The organism is Aeromonas sp. QDB20, assembly GCF_027707805.1.
GTDB classification, from domain to species: domain Bacteria; phylum Pseudomonadota; class Gammaproteobacteria; order Enterobacterales; family Aeromonadaceae; genus Aeromonas; species Aeromonas dhakensis.
In genome coordinates, this window is the sequence record NZ_JAPCJC010000015.1 from 56,420 (window position 1) to 73,223 (window position 16,804).

The window sequence follows — 16,804 nt, forward strand, 5'->3', positions numbered from 1 at the left end:
GCTCCTTGCTTGGCTTGTCGTTGTCTTGTGTGAAGGTATAAAAAAACGCGGACAATGCCGCGTTTTTAAAATCAGGAGAGCGACTGCTTCTGCAGCGCAATGATGTCGGCGATGCCGCCCTTGGCGAGCGCCAGCATCTCCAGCAGCTCTTCGTGGGTGAAGGGTTCGGCCTCCGCGGTGCCCTGCACCTCGATGATGCGACCATCTTCGGTCATCACCACGTTCATGTCGGTCTCGGCGGCGGAGTCTTCGATGTACTCCAGATCGCAGATGGCTTCCCCTTCGAACATGCCGACGGAGACGGCGGCGATCATCTGCTTGAGCGGGCTCTGCTTGATCATGCCCTTCTCGACCATCCAGTTCAGCGCATCCACCAGCGCCACACAGGCACCAGTGATGGCGGCGGTACGGGTGCCACCGTCGGCCTGCAGCACGTCGCAGTCAACTGTGATGGAGTGCTCGCCCAGGGCGGTCAGGTCTACCGCGGCGCGCAGGGAGCGGGCGATCAGGCGAGAGATCTCCAGGGTGCGGCCGCTCTGCTTGCCGGAGGCCGCTTCGCGGTTCATCCGGGAGTGGGTGGAGCGCGGCAGCATGCCGTACTCGGCGGTCACCCAGCCCTGATTCTTCCCTTTCAGGAAGCGCGGCACGCTGGTGTCGACGCTGGCGGTGCAAAGCACGCGGGTGTTGCCGAATTCCACCAGCACGGACCCTTCAGCATGCTTGGTGAAGTGGCGGGTAATGGTGACCGGACGAAGCTGCGCGGCAGTGCGATCGCTGGGACGTGACATGGGACGGACCTCTGGGCTGGCTGAATTGGCGCAGGAGTATAAGTGATCCCAGCCCAAATATCAGCCGCTAAAACCACGCTGTCGGCTGACGGAGCAGGCCTGGCTGAGTATACTGGCCCCACACTTCATCAAGCCCGGAACAATCAATGATTCACAGCATGACCGCCTACGCCCGCAAGGAACTCAAGGGCGACTGGGGCACAGCCGTTTGGGAAATTCGTTCGGTCAACCAGCGCTATCTGGAGACCTACATTCGCCTGCCGGAACAACTGCGCAGCCTGGAGCCGGTTCTGCGTGAGCGCTTCCGCGCCAAGCTGCAGCGCGGCAAGGTGGAGTGCAACCTGCGCTTCGAGGCCGCCCAAGCTGCCGCCAGCCAGCTGCACATCAATGAAGAGCTGGCCAAGCTCATCATCGACAGCGCCAACTGGGTAATGAAAGAGGCGGGCCAGGGTCAGCTTAATCCGGTCGACGTGCTGCGCTGGCCGGGCGTGATGGCTGCCGCCGAGCAGGACATGGATGCGGTTGCCACCGAGCTGCTCGGCGGGTTTGACCAGACCATGGAAGATTTCCTCGCCTCCCGCGCCAGCGAAGGGGCCAACCTCAAGGCGCTGATCGAACAGCGTCTGGCCGGCATTCAGGTAGAAGTGAAGAAGGTGCGCGTGCACCTGCCGCAGATCATCGAGTGGCAGCGCCAGAAGCTCACCGACCGTCTGGCCGAAGCCAAGGTGGAGCTGGATCCGGCCCGTATCGAGCAGGAGATCGTACTGCTGGCCCAGAAGATCGACGTGGCGGAAGAGCTGGATCGGCTGGAGATGCACATCAGCGAGACCAACAAGATCATGAAGAAGGGTGGCGCCTGCGGCCGTCGTCTCGACTTCATGATGCAGGAGTTCAACCGCGAGTCGAACACCCTCGGCTCCAAGTCCATCAACGCCGAGGTGACCCAGTCCGCCGTCGAGCTGAAGGTGCTCATCGAGCAGATGCGCGAGCAGATCCAGAACATCGAATAATACCGGTTCGATAGCGTGAAAAAGCCATTGGAGACAATGGCTTTTTCTTTTTATGCGGAGCAGGCGAGCACAGGGAGCGCGCAGGCGGTGGGCTCGGCCGCCGGGCCGAGATCCCGCACTATGTCGCGGATCACCGCATCCAGCTGATGAAGGCTGTGATGATGAGGCAGAATGATGAGGTGGGAGTGCTCGCCCGAGGTCGCCAGGCAATGGGTCTTCCAGGTGCGTTCCGAGGGGCGCGGGAAGACCACGGTAATGGAGTGCGGATGCCGCCAGGCGGGCACCCCCTGCTGATTCAGCCGCTCTACCAGCTGCTGGGCCATGGCCAGGCAGCGCCCGGTCCGCTCACGCCATTGGGCCAGCGTCCGTCCCTTGATGGCGGCCCACATCAACAGGGGAGTGAAGCCGTTGCGCGATCCGCTGATGGTCTGATCGCTGGCCGAGATGTAGTCCACCTCCACGGCGATGCGATCCACAAAACGCCGCCTGGCCAACACGATACCGCACGGGATCGGCGACCCCATCATCTTGTGGCCCGAGACACTGATGGAATCGATGCCGTCGGCAAATGAAAAGGCCGGCACATCGTCCAGAAATGGCAGGATCATGCCGCTCAGGGCCGCATCCGCATGCAGGTAGTAATCCTGACGGGGAATGCCGATGGCCGACAGCCGCCGTTGAATGGCGCCGATGTCGTCGATCGCCCCCTTCATGGTGGTACCGATATTGGCAAATATGATGGGATGACGCTCGCCATCATCCACTATCTGCTCTGCCAACTTATCGCAGTCTATTTCCCCGGTGGGCAGTGTGGGAATTTCTTTGGCCTTGATCCGCAGCAACCTGATTATTTTGGCAACCGAATAGTGTGTCTCTTGTGAATAATAGAGGGTGCCTTCAGGAAACAACTCTCTGGCAAGATAACAACCAAACATGTTGCCTTCGGTGCCGCCATTGGTCACATAACCCCAGCTCTGCTCTGGCGGGATTGAAAATAGCGATGAGAAATAGTTCATGACCTCTCGCTCAAATTCGAAGGTATTTAGCAAATAATTTCCAGGCGCGCCCCAGTCGCCACAGTTATTGATAGAAAACTGTAAAAACTTGTGCAGCTTGGAATAATCAAAGTCGGCAGCCTCCGGATAACCGACATTGAAATATTGATGGGTAAGGCAGAACTGCCAAAACTGCTCGAGCCTGTGCTGATCTTCTGCTGACAGCGTCATGATGGTGTCCGTGGCGAGCGCCATGACCTGGCGCCACCCTTGCTGAATGATAAGAGCAATGCGTGAAATTGATTGAATATATACAGCCAGTCAGGCCGCCGGGGAGCCGCTCAGGAGCGCCCACCAGGCTGACAAGGTGGGCCTGCGCGCCAGCTCGTCAAAGCCGACATCGACCCCTTGTGCCTTCAGCTCTGCGGTAAAGCGCATGATGCTGAGGGAGTCCAGCCCATACAGCACCAGACTCTCCTCCGGATCCAGCTCCCCCTCCTCCACCAAGCTCTGTACTCGTTCATTCAACCACTCACGGGTCATGAATGTTGGTCTGCTCATGTTATTTCCTCATTGTCTGTCATGGTTATTTCTAGTCGTGATTGTTTAATCAACGCCCCCACCAAATTGCTGAAAACTGGATCGATTACTGTCAAAAAAGAGGTGCCGTCATACCGGTCTTAAATACCGTCCAGGGTCATCTCTGGCCACGACTGATGCCAATTTAATTAAGCGACTTATCGATATAACCATATGGGTTGACGGATTAAATTAACCTTGAAATGAAAATCATTCTCACCTTTAAATATATAAACAACGAAACACGACAAGTTGTCAACGCCATGAATGAGATGAAAGAACTGACCGCGATGCAGGCGGCTTGCTGGATGGGACGCAGCGCGCATGCCCATCTGGGGGGCGTCAGTGCCCACCTCTACGCCGAGTTTGACGGCCCGGCCCTCGATCTGGCGCGCCTGCACGGTGCGCTGGAGCGTCTCTATCAGGCGCACCCCATGCTGCGCCTGACCGTCACCCGGGACGGCGCTCAAACGCTGGGGGATCCTGCCCCGGCCGTGCTGGAGATAGATGATTTCCGCTCCCTGAGCGGCCAGCCACTGGCCGATGCTCTGGCCCGCAAGCGGCAGGAGTGGGCCCACCAGCAACTCGATCTGAGCCGGGGTCAGGCGGCCCGCTTGTCCGTCACCCGGCTGGCAGAGCAGCGCCAGCGGCTGCACATCGACACCGACATGATGGCCGTCGATCCCTCCAGCGTGCGGATCCTGCTCGCCGATTTGGCCCGGTGGTACGAAGAGCCGGAGTGGACGCCACCGCCATCCCCCTCGTTTTTTGCCTGGCACGAGGCGGTGCAGACGCGCCTGCGTGAGCGTCGGGAACAGGATCGGCAGTGGTGGCGACAGCAACTGCCCGCGTTGGCGCCGGCGCCCACCCTGCCGCCCGCTCCGCAGCAGACTCCCCCCGCCAGCGAGCGTCTCAGCGCCACCCTGGATGCCGCCACCTGCCAGGCCCTCACCGCCCTGGCACGGCAGCGGCGCCTGACCCTCTCCAGCCTGATGCTGGGCCTCTTCGCCCACGCCCTGGGCAAGGCCACCGGCGACAGGCGTTTTCGCCTCAACGTCCCCTTCTTCTGGCGCGAGCCCGTGCTCGGCAACGAGCAGCGGATCGTCGGCGAGTTCGCCAACCTCACCCTGGTGGACGTGGACCTTGATCAGGCCGGCACGCTGGATGCGCTGTGCCGGCAACTGGCGGCCCAATGGCACCAGCGCCTCGGCCACGGCGCCTATTCCGGCGTGGCGGTGATGCGCGACCTCTCCCGCCACCACGGCTCGGCCCAGCTGGCCCCCATCGTCTTCACCGCCGCCCTGGATCTGGAAGGGGGCTCGCTGTTTGACGAACGGGTGCACAGGGTCTTCGGCGCCATGAACTGGGTCATCTCCCAGGGCCCCCAGGTAGCGCTGGATGCCCAGCTGGTGCGCCTGCGCGGCGAACTGCTCATCAACTGGGACGTCCGCCTCGATGCCCTGCCGCGCCCCTGGATCACCGCCCTCTTCGACGATCTGGTGGCACAGTTGCGCCAGCTGGCGCGGGATCCCGCCCTGCTCGACGCCCAGCTGCACCGCCGCCGCGAGGCCCCCCTGACGCCGCTGCAGCAGGCCTACCTGCTCGGGCGCACCACCCAGTTTCCGCTCGGGGGCGTGGCCATGCAGGAGTACCGGGAGTACCGCGGCAAGATGGAGCCGGCGCTGCTGCGCGCCCGCCTGCGGGAGATGGTGCAGCGCCACGATGCGCTGCGTACCCGCATCGATGCCGACCGCCTGGTACAGGTCGTCGATGACGAGGCGCGCCTCAATCTGCACGAACAGGACCTGCGTCAGCTGACCGAAGAGGAGGTGGCACCCAGGCTCGCTCGCCACCGGGAGGCATACAGCCATGCCCTGTTCGACCTGACGCAGTCCCCCTGGGATCTGACCCTGCTGCACCTGCCGGGAGACGAGCTGGTCGCCTTCGTGCGCATCGATGCCCTGATCCTGGATGGACACGCCATCGCCACCCTGATGCGCGAGCTGTTCGAAGGGATTGTGGCCCCCGCGCTGCCCTCCCCGCCCGCTCACGAGCCCACGGCGGCGCAGCGGGAGCAAGCCGGGGACTACTGGCGACGCAAGCTGGCCAGGCTGGAGGGGCCACCGCGCCTGCCCTGGACCCAGCCGCTCAAAGGTCTGCGCAGTGCCCGCTACGCACGCCAGCGACAACGCATACCTGCCGGGCAGGCGGCCGCGCTCTACAAGCTGGGTGCCCGCCAACACCTGTTCAAGAACACCACCCTGATGGCCGTCATCCTGGAGGTGCTCTCCCGCTGGCGCGACGAGGGGGATCTCTGCGTGGCCGTGCCGGTGGCCCCGCCACCCGGCGGGCCGCTGACCAACCGATCCAGCTTTATCGCTCTCACCTGGCAGCCCGCGGAGGGCACCCTGCTGGAGCGGGCCCACATCCTGCAGCAGGACGTCATGGAGGGGCTGGATCGGCTCGCCTTCTCCGGGGTCGATATCGCCCGCCAGCTGGTGGAGACCCATGGCGGCGGGCCCGCCCTGTCCGTGGTCATCACCAACGGACTGGCCTGGCCGGTGGCCGCGCCAGAGAGCCCCATGCAGTGGCAAGGGGGGCTGACCCAGACACCCCAGGTCGCCATGGACATCCGCATCAGCCAGCAGGCCGACGGTACCCTGGTGCTCGACATCGACTACGCCAGCGAGGCTCTGGAGGCCGCGCTGGTAAGCGATCTGCTCGCGGCCATGGCGCGTGCCGTGGCCCGGCTGGCGGAGGGAAAGGCATTTCACCTCCCGGATCTGGTCACCCCCACCCATGCCCGTCACAACAGCCTGCCGGACGCCGCCTGCCACACCGACTTCCTGCAGCGCATCGCCGATCGCCTGTTCCATCCGCAGCACGAGGCTGTGGCCCTGAGCCAGGGGGAACGACGGTTCAGCTACCGGGAGCTTGGTCACGGCGTGGGGCGCGTGATGCATGCCCTGAGCGAGGCCGGCATCGAGGCCGGGCAGGTCGTCGCCATCTGCCTGCCGCGCAGTCCCGAGCACACCATGGTGACCCTGGCCTGCGCCCTCAGCGGCATCATCTGGGTGCCCGTCGATGCTGCCTCGCCAGCTGAACGCCGCCGCTATCTGCTGGACAACTGCTGCCCCGACCTGGTGGTGGCAGAGCCAGGCGCAGAGACGGGCCACCCCACGCTGACCCCGGCCACCCTGCTGGCCGGCTCCGACGCCCCCCTCGGCACGCCCTGGGCGGGGCGCAGTGCCCACACCACGCCGGCCTACTACCTCTACACCTCAGGCACCACGGGGCGCCCCAAGTGCGTGGTGCTGAGCAACCAGGCCACCGCCAACGTGATCGGCAGCACCCTGCAGCGCTGGAACATCACAGAGCAGGACAGGTTTCTCTCCGTCACCCCGCTGCACCACGACATGTCGGTCTTCGACGTGTTTGGCTGCCTGACCGCCGGCGCCACCCTGGTGCTGCCGGAGCCCGGCGCCGACAAGGACGCGGTGCACTGGGGCCGGCTCATCGCGCGCCACGGCATCACCCTCTGGTGTTCGGTGCCGGCCATGCTGGAGATGCTGCTCGCCTGCCACCCGGTCGACACGCTGCAGAGTCTGCGGCTCGTCGCCCTGGGGGGGGATTACATCAAGCCGGGCATCATAGAGCGCCTGCGCAGCGGCCTGCCCGCCGCCCGTCTCTTCTCCCTCGGCGGGCCGACTGAAACCACCATCTGGAGCATCTGGCACGAGATAAGCGCCGACGATAGGCAGCGAATCCCCTATGGCACACCACTGCCGGGCAATGCCTACTGGCTGCTGGACGAGCGCGGTGAACACTGCCCGCTCGGGGTGGCGGGCCGCATCCATACCAGCGGCGTCAACCTGGCCCTCGGCTACCTAGAACAGGGGCAGCTCGTCCAGACCGACTTCGTCACCCTCACCGATGACAGGGGCCAGCCGGTGCGTGCGTTTCGCACCGGCGACCGGGGCCGCTACCGCCGCGACGGCACCCTGCTGTTCGACAGCCGGGTCAACGGTTACATCAAGGTGCGCGGGGTGCGTGTCTCGCTGCCCGACGTCGAGAGTGCCCTCATCACCCATCCGGCCCTCGCCCAGGTGCTGGTGGTGGAGTACGGCAACGAGCAACAAGGAGAGCTGGGGATCGGGCTGCTCTACGTCTGCGCCACCGGCCACCGGCTGGACCCGGCCGCCCTGCGCGAGTTTGCCCGGGCGCAGTTGCCGGCCTCCCATGTGCCGACCCGCGCCCTGGCCGTCGCGCAGCTGCCCCTCACCGCCAACGGCAAGCCGGACAAGCCCGCCGCACGCCACCTGCTGGCGCAACCCGCCCCCCGTCACGGGGTACTCGACATCTATCTGGAGGTGCTGGGCGCGGCACCGGGCAGTGCCGACAGCCGGCAACCCTTTACCGCACTGGGGTTGCGGCCCCAGCACCTGAAGACCATTTCGGCCCGGCTGCGCGAACGCTTCGCCGTGGAGCTGTCACCGGGCCAGCTGCTGGCCTGCCGCACGGCAGCCGACGTCGAGGGGCTGCTGGCCAGCGTGCACACCTGACCCTGCGCCCCGGCATGGCCGGGGCGCATCACCTTTCCTTTGGGAGTGTTTATGGAGACCACACACGTGGATATCGCCGGGGTCGGCATCGGCCCCTTCAACCTGGGGCTGGCGGCCCTGCTGGACCGGCATCCCGAGCTGAGCGGGGTGTTTCTGGACCGCAAACCGGCCTTCAGCTGGCACCAGGGGCTCCTGCTGCCGGGCACCACGCTGCAGGTGCCCTTCCTGGCCGACCTGGTCACCCTGGCCGACCCGACCCATCCGCTGAGCTACCTCAACTACCTGCACCGGCACGACCGGCTCTACCCCTTCTACTACTACGACCACTTCCAGATCCCGCGCCGCGAGTATGACCACTACTGCCGCTGGGCCGCCGAGCAGCTCCCCGGCTGCCGCTTTGGCGAAGAGGTGGTGGCGGTGCATTACGATGCGGGCAAGGAGCGTTTCTGCCTCGAGAGCCGCGACGCCGACGGCCAGCCCCACCACTACCAGAGCCGTGATCTAGCCATCGGCATCGGCACCCGCCCGGCCCTGCCAGCCTGGGCGCAGGGGATCGATCATCCCAATCTGCTGCACTCCGCCGACTTCCTGCACGCCAGGGAGCGCCTGGCCGCCTGCCGCCGGGTGACCGTGGTCGGCTCGGGGCAGAGTGCGGCTGAGTGCGTGCTGGCCCTGTTCCAGACGCTCACGCCGGAGCGGGTGGCCGCCGGGGCGGCCATCCAGTGGATCACCCGGGCCCCCGGCTTCCACCCCATGGAGTACTCCAAGCTGGGGCAGGAGTGCTTCACCCCCGGCTACATGGACTATTTCCAGCGCATCCCGCGGGAGAAACGGCGCGCCATCGTGGCCGGGCAGGGGATGCTCTACAAGGGGATCAGCTTCGCGACCATAGGCGCCCTGTTCGACCTGCTCTACGAGCGATCCATCGGCGGCCAGACACCCGGGCTGACCCTCTTCTCCAGCTGCAATCTGGAGGCGGCCGAAGTCCTGAGCGACGGCGCCCTGCGTCTGACCTGCCACCACACCCAGCTCGATCAGCGTTGTACCCTCGAGGCCGATGCCGTGGTGGCCGCCACCGGCTATGCCCACGCCTGGCCCGCCTGGTTCGAACAATTGAAGGGCGAGGTGCTGGCCGTTGATGAACAGGGGGACTGCATAGTGCAGGAGGACTTCACTGCCCGCCGCGCCGATCGGGGCACTGGCCGGGTCTTCATCCACAACGCCGACATCTTCCAGCAGGGGGTAGGCTCGCCGGATCTGGGGCTCGGGCCCAACCGCAATGCCTGCATCCTCAATCAGCTGCTGGGGCGCGCCCACTACCACCTGCCAGCCCGCACCACCTTCCAGCACTACGGTCTGCCGACCGACTGAGTCAAACAGTGAGCCCCCTTGCGGGGGCTCACGCCATCACACCTGTGGGGCCAGGGCCGCGAGCGGGCTGGCAGTCCCCTCCCGCACCAGCTGTTCGAGCAACCGGTCAAGCAGGGCACAGAGAGTCTGTATCTGGGCCGGGCTGTAGCGTCCGTCCCGGTAGGTAATGACCAGCCGCAGCCGCCGCTCATCGTCCAGCACATCCTCCATGATCTCGAACTGCAGGCCGAACATGGTTTCGGTCTTGTCCGCATCGATCTGGCGGTAGCGCAGCCCCTCGCCCGCCGGGGTCGGCAGACGGCCGTTGAGGGCGTTGCTGGCGTGGATCTGGATGTAGACGTCGAACAGCAAGCCGTCGGCCGGCGTCATGCCCAATCCCTGCTGGATCTGTTCGAGCGGCACGTCCGCGTAGCACAGTGAGTCGTTGATGGTGCGGGTCACCTGACGCAGCAGATCGCCAAACCGGGTGGTCGCGGCAAACGACACCCGATGCGCCACCATGGTGGTGAAATAGCCCACCGAGTCGAAGAAGGCGGGATCGGTGCGCCCCGAGGTCGAGGTACCGATCAGGATCTCCTCGGCCTGACCCAGCTGGTGCAAGGAGAGGGCGATGGCCGTGTACATCAGGGTAAAGAGGGAGGCATCGTGGGCGCGGGCCAGCTCATAGAGCCGGGCCAGCGTGCCCCCGGCCGGCTGCCACTCGTGCCAGCGGGCGGCCCAGGTTTCCCCCGGCAGGGGCATCACCGGCAAGGGAGGACGGCGGGAAGCCGGCACGGCGCCGTGCAGCAGACGGGTCCAGTAGGCCAGGTGCGTCTCGTTGATCCCATCCGCCGCCTGCCGGCGGGCAAAATCGTGAAACGCCGGCGCCGGTGCATCCCAGCGGGGGGCAATTCCGGCGGCGCGAGCCAGGTAAGCCTGGGCCAGCTCCCCCATCATCAGGTTGATGGACCACTCGTCCACCACCATGTGGTGTACCAGCAAGGAGAGCTGCTGGCGCCCCGTGGCCGGATCGCGCAGGAAACGGATCCGCAGTGGCAGCTCCCGGGTCAGGTCGAAGCGATGGGCCGCGGCGTCGGCCAGGGTCATCCCCTGCGACTCGGCACTGCCCCAGAACCAGCGATAGCCAGCCAGCTGATCGGCCGGGAGAATACGTTGCCGCACCTCGCCATCCTGCGTCATGAACAGGGTCCGCAAACTGGCGTGGCGCTCGATAATATCGGCAAAGGCCTGGGCAAACAGGGACTCGTCCACCTCGTCAATAAAGTCGAGGGCAAAGGGAAGATTAAAAATGGTGCCAAAGTCGTGGGCTTCATAAGCCCGCCACAGAGAGGCCTGCGCCAGGGCGAGCGGAGCCGGTGCCCTGTTATTTGCCGGGACTGCTTCCGGCAATGAAGCCTGCTCTGATATCACGGCCTTGCGTGCCAGGGCAGCCGCCGTCGGCGATTCGAAAAAGTCGTTGAAGCGGCACTCGATACCGTGCTCGCTCAGTAATTTCCCAATAATTCTGGTCGCCAGCAGGGAGTGGCCACCATTATCAAAAAAGTCATCATCCGGCCCCATATCGGGCGATGACAAGGCACGGCGAAATTCCTCAAGAATAATCCGTGAAATATTCTTGCCGACATAATGAACAGGGACACAAGAGGCTGGTTCGGCAAGGTGTGCCGGGGATGATAGCAGCAGCGGTACTTGCCCGGCCTGACCGCTAGCCAACCGATCGTAGTGCTGCTTCAACGCCGCCATCAGGGTCTGTGGCGAACCCTGTTCCGCAAGCACAGGATGCAGCACCAGCGCCAGTATCACACTACTTTCTGCGTTGATAATCAATGCCTTGAAAGGCGGCTGGCGGGTACTGTCCCAGGGGGCCTGCTGCACTCGCCGTACCAGCTCATCCACCTCGTCAGCCGCCAGACGATGAAATTCCAGACAGGGATACCAGCCATTTATCTGATATTTAAATAGATCTCCATCGGCACTGAAAAAATAACGGGTATTGAGTTCCGGCTGCTCCTTTATTAATAACTCAACACTCAATATCAACAGCGAAATATCAATATCGTCAGGGAGCGGCCAACACATCGCCTGTTTAATTATCTGCTCGGGCTGCTGTTGTTGTAACAACCAGCAGCTCTCTTCATGGGCACTGACAGGCAGCTCAAGCAGCCCCTCATTATGGAATTGCAGCAAAAGCCATCTCCTTCTCTGTGGAAATATAACCCTGTGAATTACGTCTGTTTTATTTGAAATAACCACGGACGCATGCCCCTCCCCCCTAATTGGCGGGAAAGGCATTGCGATATATCGATGAACACGATACCGTGCAAATGATTACCATAATGATTTTCATTCTCAAATAAAAATAACACGAGGTTCAGGAGAGAAATCGTGGAAATGGGCACAGGCTCCTTCCAGGCGCAGTTGCATCGTCTGTATCAGGAACATCACGGATGGCTCTGCTCGCTGCTGAGACGCAGGTTGGGCAACAGCTGCGACGCCGCGGATCTGGCGCACGACATCTACCTTCAGCTGCTGCGCAAGGGACACATCCCCACGGCAGCCGAGTGCCGTCGCCATCTGATGCAGATCGCCAAGGGCAAGGTGATCGATCTCTACCGCCGGCGTGCGCTGGAGGCACGCTACCTCGAACAGCAGAGCTACCAGCCCGACGCTCAGGCCCCCTCGGAAGAGCTGCGCGCCATGCAGCGTGAGGCGCTGGGAGCCGTCGCATCAGCCCTGCAACGCCAGTCCCCCAAGATCCGCCAGGCCCTGCTGCTCTCCCGCCTCGGCGGCCTCGGTTATCAGGACATCGCCAGCCAGCTGCAGGTGTCTGTTTCATCGGTCGAGAAGTATATCGCCCAGGGCGTGCAAAGCTGCCATCGCAGCCAGCCCGGCGGCGGCATCTGACCCGGATGGGGGAAATAAAAAGATTCATTTGAGGTTTTTTGTCCCCCGTACGGAAAACCACAGAGATCCGATCGCTCGTCGCGACCACCATCACTTCACCGTGGAGAAATAGCCATGAAGGCAGACGATGTGCAGTGCCCCGAGGCCAATGCTGGCGGGCCCATCAGCCGCGTGCTGGCCCCCATTCGCGGCCACCTGATCGCCGCCGCCCTGCTGGCGGCCATCGGCGCCATGCTGACCCTGGTCCCGCTGGCCGGGATCGCCCACCTGGCGGGCCTGATGCTGGCCGAGGCCGCCGTGCCAGGCGACGCAATCACCGCAGTGCTCGGGATCAGCCTGGCCTGCCTGTTTGGCGGCATGATCCTGCTCAGCGCCGGCGATCTGGTGGCCCACCTGGCCGACAACCGCATCACCGGCCAGTTGCGCCTGGCCCTGACCCGGCGCCTGGCCCGGGTGCCCCTCGGCTGGTTCACCGCCCGCGCCTCGGGGGAGGTCAAACAGGCGATGCAGGACGACATCGGCACCCTGCACAGCCTGACGGCCCACTTCTACACCACCCTGGGCCGCTGTAGCGGCGCTGTGCTCATCTCCCTGCTCTACCTCTTCGCCATGGACTGGCGGATGGCCCTCATCGCCCTCTCCCCCTTCCCGCTCTTCTTCCTGTTCTCCGCCCGCGCCCACCGCGCCAGCGCCGCCAACATGCAGCAGTTCGGCGCCGGCATGGCCCGCATCAACAACGCCGTGGTGGAGTTCGTGAGCGGCATCCCCGTGGTCAAGGCCTTCGGCGTGCAGGGCCGGCTGCACACCAGCTACCGCAACGCCATCGATGACTTTGCCCGCGCCTTCACCGACTTCACCCGTCCGCTGGTCGCGGCCATGGCCAACGCCAACGCCATCATGGCCCCCGCCTCGGTCTTGGGGGTGGTGCTGGCCGGCGCCGTGGTGATGGTGCGAGCGGGTGCCATGACACCGGCCGAGGTGCTGCCCTTTGTGCTGGTCGCACCGGGGCTGTGCGCCCCCCTGATGCTGCTGAGCTACCTCAAGCACGATCTCGGCAGCGCCACCGCGGCCGCCGAACGGCTCCACGCTCTGCTCGCCACCCCGGTATTGACGGAGCCCGCCGCCGGCACCGGTTTGCAGCCGGTTGACAACACCCTGCGCCTCGAGCAGGTGAGCTACCGCTACGACGACCAGACCCCGGTGCTCAGCGAGCTGACCGTCACCCTGACCCCGGGCACGGTCACCGCCATCGTCGGCGCCTCCGGGGCCGGCAAATCGACTCTGGCCAGGCTGCTGCTGCGCTTCTTCGACCCGAGCGAGGGGCGCATCACCCTGGGCGGGGTGGACCTGCGCGATCTCGAGAGCCGCGAGCTCTATCGCCACATCGGCTTCGTGCTGCAAGAGGTGCGCCTGGTGCACGCCAGCCTGCACGACAACATCGCCCTCGGCCGCCCCGGCGCCAGCCGCCAGGAGGTCGAGGCCGCCGCGCGCCGCGCCAACATCCACGACCGCATCCTGGCCCTGCCGCGGGGCTACGACGCCGTGGTCGGTGAGGACGCCAACCTCTCCGGCGGCGAGCTGCAACGGGTCAGCATCGCCCGCGCCCTGCTGCTCGACCCGCCGGTGCTGGTGCTCGACGAGGCCACCGCCGCCGCCGACGCCGACAACGAGGTGAAGCTGCAACAGGCGCTCTCCACCTTCGCCCACGGCCGCACCCTGGTCGTCATCGCCCATCGGCTCGACACCGTGATGCTCGCCGACCGGATCCTGGTGCTCGACAACGGCGTCCTGTGCGAACAGGGGCGCCACCACGAACTGCTGGCCCGCCGCGGCCGCTATGCCCGCCTGTGGGAACAGGGGGGATACGACACCCCCACCCAGACCCACACCCCTCATCAGGAGGCCGTCCCCACATGCTGAACACCTTCCTGCGCCTGCTCGGCGACGATGCCGTCCTGCTGCGCCGCTACGGCCTGCTGGCCCTGCTCTACGGCCTGCTCTGCGGCCTGACCCTGGTCTGCCTCATCCCGGTGCTCACACACCTGCTGCGCGCCGAGACCGACGCCGCCACCGGCTGGCTGCTGGTGCAGCTGATAGGCGTGCTGCTCTGCTGGAACCTGCGCCGCCGGGTGGAAAAGGCTGGCATCGCCTTGGGGATAGCGGTGCTGCGCACCGGCCGCCACGCCCTGGGCGAGCACGTGGGCAGCCTGCCGATCGGCTGGTTCACCCCGGCCAACACCGCCCGCCTCAACCACCTGGCCTCGCAAGGTATGATGGAGCTGGCCCAGCTGCCAGCCCACGTCTTCACCCCCCTGCTCGGCGGGGTGATCACCCCGCTGGTGGTGCTGGTGGCCCTGTTTGCCCTCGATGTGCAGCTCGGCCTCATCGCCCTGGTCGCCCTGCCGCTGCTGGTGGCGGTCTTCCTGCTCACCACCCGCCTCAACCAGCACGCCGACCAGACCTTCCACCAGCATGCCGCCGATACCAGCCAGCGCATGGTGGAGTTTGCCCAGGCCCAGTCGGTGCTGCGCGCCTTCAACGGCGAGCAGGGGGGGACCCGCTTCCTCGAGCAGGCCATCGCCCAGCAGCAAGCCTCCGGCAGGCAGCTGATCCGGCTCACTGCCCTGGCCTCCGGGCTCAACGTCTGGGCAGTGCAGGCCTGCTTTGCCACCCTGTTGCTGGTGGCCGCCCAGCACCTGGGCGGTGCCGACAGGGAGAGCCTGATCGCCGCCCTGGTGACCCTGGTGCTCATCAACCGCTTCATCGATCCCCTGCTCGACGTGGCCGGCTACAGCGACGTGCTGCGCGGCGCCCGTGCCCAGCTGGCGGCCCTGCAGACCATGTTCGACTACCCGGCCCAGCCGCAGCCGGCCACTCCTGCCACCCCGCTGGATGGCTCAGTGGAACTGCGCGGGGTGCACTTTGGCTATGACCCGGCCCACCCGCAGGTGCTCAAGGGGGTGGATCTGGCGGTGGCGCCCGGCAGCATGACGGCGCTGGTCGGCGCCTCGGGCTCGGGCAAGAGCACTGTACTGCGGCTCATCGCCCGCTTCTTCGACGTAGGCGAAGGGGCCGTGCTGGTGGGAGGGGTGGACGTGCGCGCCATGAGCGGTGAGACCCTGGCCAGTCACATCAGCCAGATCTTCCAGGATGCCTATCTGTTCCAGGGCACCATTGCCGACAACATCCGCATCGGCAAGCCCGAGGCCAGCGACGCCGAGCTGCTGCATGCCGCCCATCAGGCCGGGGTGAGCGAGATCGTCGAGCGCCTGCCGCTCGGGCTCGACACCCAGGTCGGCGAGGGTGGCGCGCGCCTCTCGGGGGGCGAGCGCCAGCGGATCGCCATCGCCCGCGCCCTGCTCAAGGACGCCCCCATCCTGCTGGTGGACGAGGCCACCGCCGCGCTGGATGCGGAGAACCAGGCCGCCATCACAGAGACGCTGGCCCGGCTGCGGGGCAAACGCACCCTGATCGTCATCGCCCACCAGCTCTCGACCGTGGCCATGGCCGATCAGATAGTGGTGCTCGACGATGGCATGGTGTGCGAGCAGGGCCCCCATGCCGTGCTCAGTCGCCAGCCGGGGCGCTACGCCCACTTCCTGGCACAGCGCGCCAGCGCCAAGGGGTGGCGCCTGACCGGAGAGGACGCGTGAGGGCGCTCCAGCTGCCGGCAACCCTGCTGGTGCTGGCCGCGTGCTCCCTGCTGATCGGGGCGCGCCCCCTCCCGCTGGCGGAGCTCTTCGCCGGGGATGGCCTGCTCACCCTCACCGCCAGTCGCCTGCCGCGGCTGGCGGCGGTGCTGTTGACCGGCGCCGGGCTGGCGGTGGCCGGCGTCATCCTGCAGCAGATAGTGCAGAACCGCTTTGTCGAGCCCGCCACCTCCGGTGGGCTCGACGCCGCCAAGCTCGGTATCCTGATCGCCCTGACCCAGCTACCCGCCGCCGGCACCACCGGCCGCATGCTGGTGGCGCTCGCTTTCTGCTTTGCCGCCAGCCTGCTGTTCATCGTCATCGTGCGCCGCATCCGCTTCAAGAATACCGTGCTGATACCGGTGATCGGCCTCATGTATGGCAGCGTGCTGAGCGCCCTCGCCGAGTTCTACGCCTACCAGCACAACATACTGCAGAGCATCCAGGGCTGGATGCTGGGGGATTTTTCCAAGGTGGTCGAGGGCAACTACGAGATCATCTACCTCATCCTGCCCATCACCCTGCTGACCTATCTCTACGCCCACCGCTTCACCGTGCTCGGCATGGGGGAGGAGGCCGCCGCCAGCCTGGGGCTCGGGTACTCGGCCACCGCCACCCTCGGCCTGCTGCTGGTGGCGGTCACCGTGGCCGCCACCGTCATCACGGTCGGCGCCATCCCCTTCGTCGGGCTGGTGATCCCCAATCTGGTGGTGCTGCGCCACGGCCAGCACCTGAGAAAGACCCTGCCGCTGGTGGCCCTCTACGGTGCCCTGCTGCTGCTGGCGTGCGACCTGCTGAGCCGGCTGCTGATCCACCCCTTCGAGGTGCCCATCGGGCTCACCGCCGGCAGCCTCGGCGGCGTGCTGTTCCTGCTGCTGATCCTCTGGCAGCGCCGATGAGAGAGAC

The 16,804-nt window shown here is 65.5% G+C and carries 11 protein-coding genes; 7 read left to right on the top strand and 4 right to left on the bottom strand.

Features of this window, described 5'->3' with window-relative positions; all coding sequences use genetic code 11:
• Positions 1–71: 71 nt before the first annotated feature.
• Positions 72–788, bottom strand: coding sequence for a ribonuclease PH (rph, locus tag PG897_RS16410; RefSeq protein WP_010635695.1), 717 nt, complete (start codon positions 786–788; stop codon positions 72–74).
• A 146-nt stretch (positions 789–934) separates the two neighbouring features.
• Here rph and PG897_RS16415 point away from each other — a divergent pair, with 146 nt between their 5' ends.
• Positions 935–1,798 (top strand): YicC/YloC family endoribonuclease, encoded by an 864-nt coding sequence (locus PG897_RS16415; protein WP_005306876.1) that lies wholly within the window; start codon positions 935–937, stop codon positions 1,796–1,798.
• 50 nt (positions 1,799–1,848) lie between these two features.
• On the opposite strand, the gene PG897_RS16420 is transcribed toward PG897_RS16415, so the two are convergent.
• On the bottom strand, positions 1,849–3,048 hold the full coding sequence (locus PG897_RS16420; RefSeq protein ID WP_017779468.1) for a histidine decarboxylase: 1,200 nt from the start codon (positions 3,046–3,048) through the stop codon (positions 1,849–1,851).
• Between the two features lie 66 nt (positions 3,049–3,114).
• Positions 3,115–3,354, bottom strand: coding sequence for a phosphopantetheine-binding protein (locus PG897_RS16425; RefSeq protein WP_226014205.1), 240 nt, complete (start codon positions 3,352–3,354; stop codon positions 3,115–3,117).
• Positions 3,355–3,644: 290 nt separating this feature from the next.
• Here PG897_RS16425 and PG897_RS16430 point away from each other — a divergent pair, with 290 nt between their 5' ends.
• Together PG897_RS16430 and basC are read left to right on the top strand one after the other, a co-directional pair.
• Positions 3,645–7,934, top strand: a complete 4,290-nt coding sequence (locus tag PG897_RS16430) for an amino acid adenylation domain-containing protein (RefSeq protein WP_270829200.1) — start codon at positions 3,645–3,647, stop codon at positions 7,932–7,934.
• A gap of 66 nt (positions 7,935–8,000) precedes the next feature.
• Positions 8,001–9,305 carry a putative histamine N-monooxygenase gene (basC, locus tag PG897_RS16435; protein WP_322111693.1) on the top strand — a complete coding sequence of 435 codons (1,305 nt, stop codon included), beginning with the start codon at positions 8,001–8,003 and terminating at the stop codon, positions 9,303–9,305.
• A gap of 36 nt (positions 9,306–9,341) precedes the next feature.
• On the opposite strand, the gene PG897_RS16440 is transcribed toward basC, so the two are convergent.
• Positions 9,342–11,492: a condensation domain-containing protein gene (locus tag PG897_RS16440; protein WP_201885285.1), complete on the bottom strand. Its 2,151-nt coding sequence runs from the start codon at positions 11,490–11,492 to the stop codon at positions 9,342–9,344.
• A gap of 204 nt (positions 11,493–11,696) precedes the next feature.
• Here PG897_RS16440 and PG897_RS16445 point away from each other — a divergent pair, with 204 nt between their 5' ends.
• From PG897_RS16445 to PG897_RS16460, 4 genes are all read left to right on the top strand, one after another.
• The gene (locus tag PG897_RS16445; RefSeq protein ID WP_139398598.1) at positions 11,697–12,209 is read left to right on the top strand and encodes a sigma-70 family RNA polymerase sigma factor; all 513 of its coding nucleotides are present in this window, start codon (positions 11,697–11,699) and stop codon (positions 12,207–12,209) included.
• Between the two features lie 114 nt (positions 12,210–12,323).
• Positions 12,324–14,129, top strand: coding sequence for an ABC transporter ATP-binding protein (locus tag PG897_RS16450; RefSeq protein ID WP_139753405.1), 1,806 nt, complete (start codon positions 12,324–12,326; stop codon positions 14,127–14,129).
• Positions 14,123–15,862, top strand: a complete 1,740-nt coding sequence (locus PG897_RS16455) for an ABC transporter ATP-binding protein (RefSeq protein WP_139753406.1) — start codon at positions 14,123–14,125, stop codon at positions 15,860–15,862. The genes PG897_RS16450 and PG897_RS16455 overlap by 7 nt, the downstream gene beginning before the upstream one ends.
• Complete coding sequence (locus PG897_RS16460) at positions 15,859–16,797, top strand: ABC transporter permease (RefSeq protein ID WP_201885286.1); 939 nt, start codon at positions 15,859–15,861, stop codon at positions 16,795–16,797. The genes PG897_RS16455 and PG897_RS16460 overlap by 4 nt, the downstream gene beginning before the upstream one ends.
• The last annotated feature ends 7 nt before the right edge of the window (positions 16,798–16,804 follow it).

Excerpts from the sequence above, each read along its gene's own strand:
- PG897_RS16455 (WP_139753406.1), top strand. The coding sequence starts at position 14,123 with ATGCTGAACACCTTCCTGCGCCTGCTCGGCGACGATGCCGTCCTGCTG.
- rph (WP_010635695.1), bottom strand. The coding sequence starts at position 788 with ATGTCACGTCCCAGCGATCGCACTGCCGCGCAGCTTCGTCCGGTCACC.
- PG897_RS16420 (WP_017779468.1), bottom strand. The coding sequence starts at position 3,048 with ATGGCGCTCGCCACGGACACCATCATGACGCTGTCAGCAGAAGATCAG.
- PG897_RS16445 (WP_139398598.1), top strand. The coding sequence starts at position 11,697 with ATGGGCACAGGCTCCTTCCAGGCGCAGTTGCATCGTCTGTATCAGGAA.
- PG897_RS16450 (WP_139753405.1), top strand. The coding sequence starts at position 12,324 with ATGAAGGCAGACGATGTGCAGTGCCCCGAGGCCAATGCTGGCGGGCCC.
- PG897_RS16415 (WP_005306876.1), top strand. The coding sequence starts at position 935 with ATGATTCACAGCATGACCGCCTACGCCCGCAAGGAACTCAAGGGCGAC.
- PG897_RS16430 (WP_270829200.1), top strand. The coding sequence starts at position 3,645 with ATGAAAGAACTGACCGCGATGCAGGCGGCTTGCTGGATGGGACGCAGC.
- PG897_RS16425 (WP_226014205.1), bottom strand. The coding sequence starts at position 3,354 with ATGAGCAGACCAACATTCATGACCCGTGAGTGGTTGAATGAACGAGTA.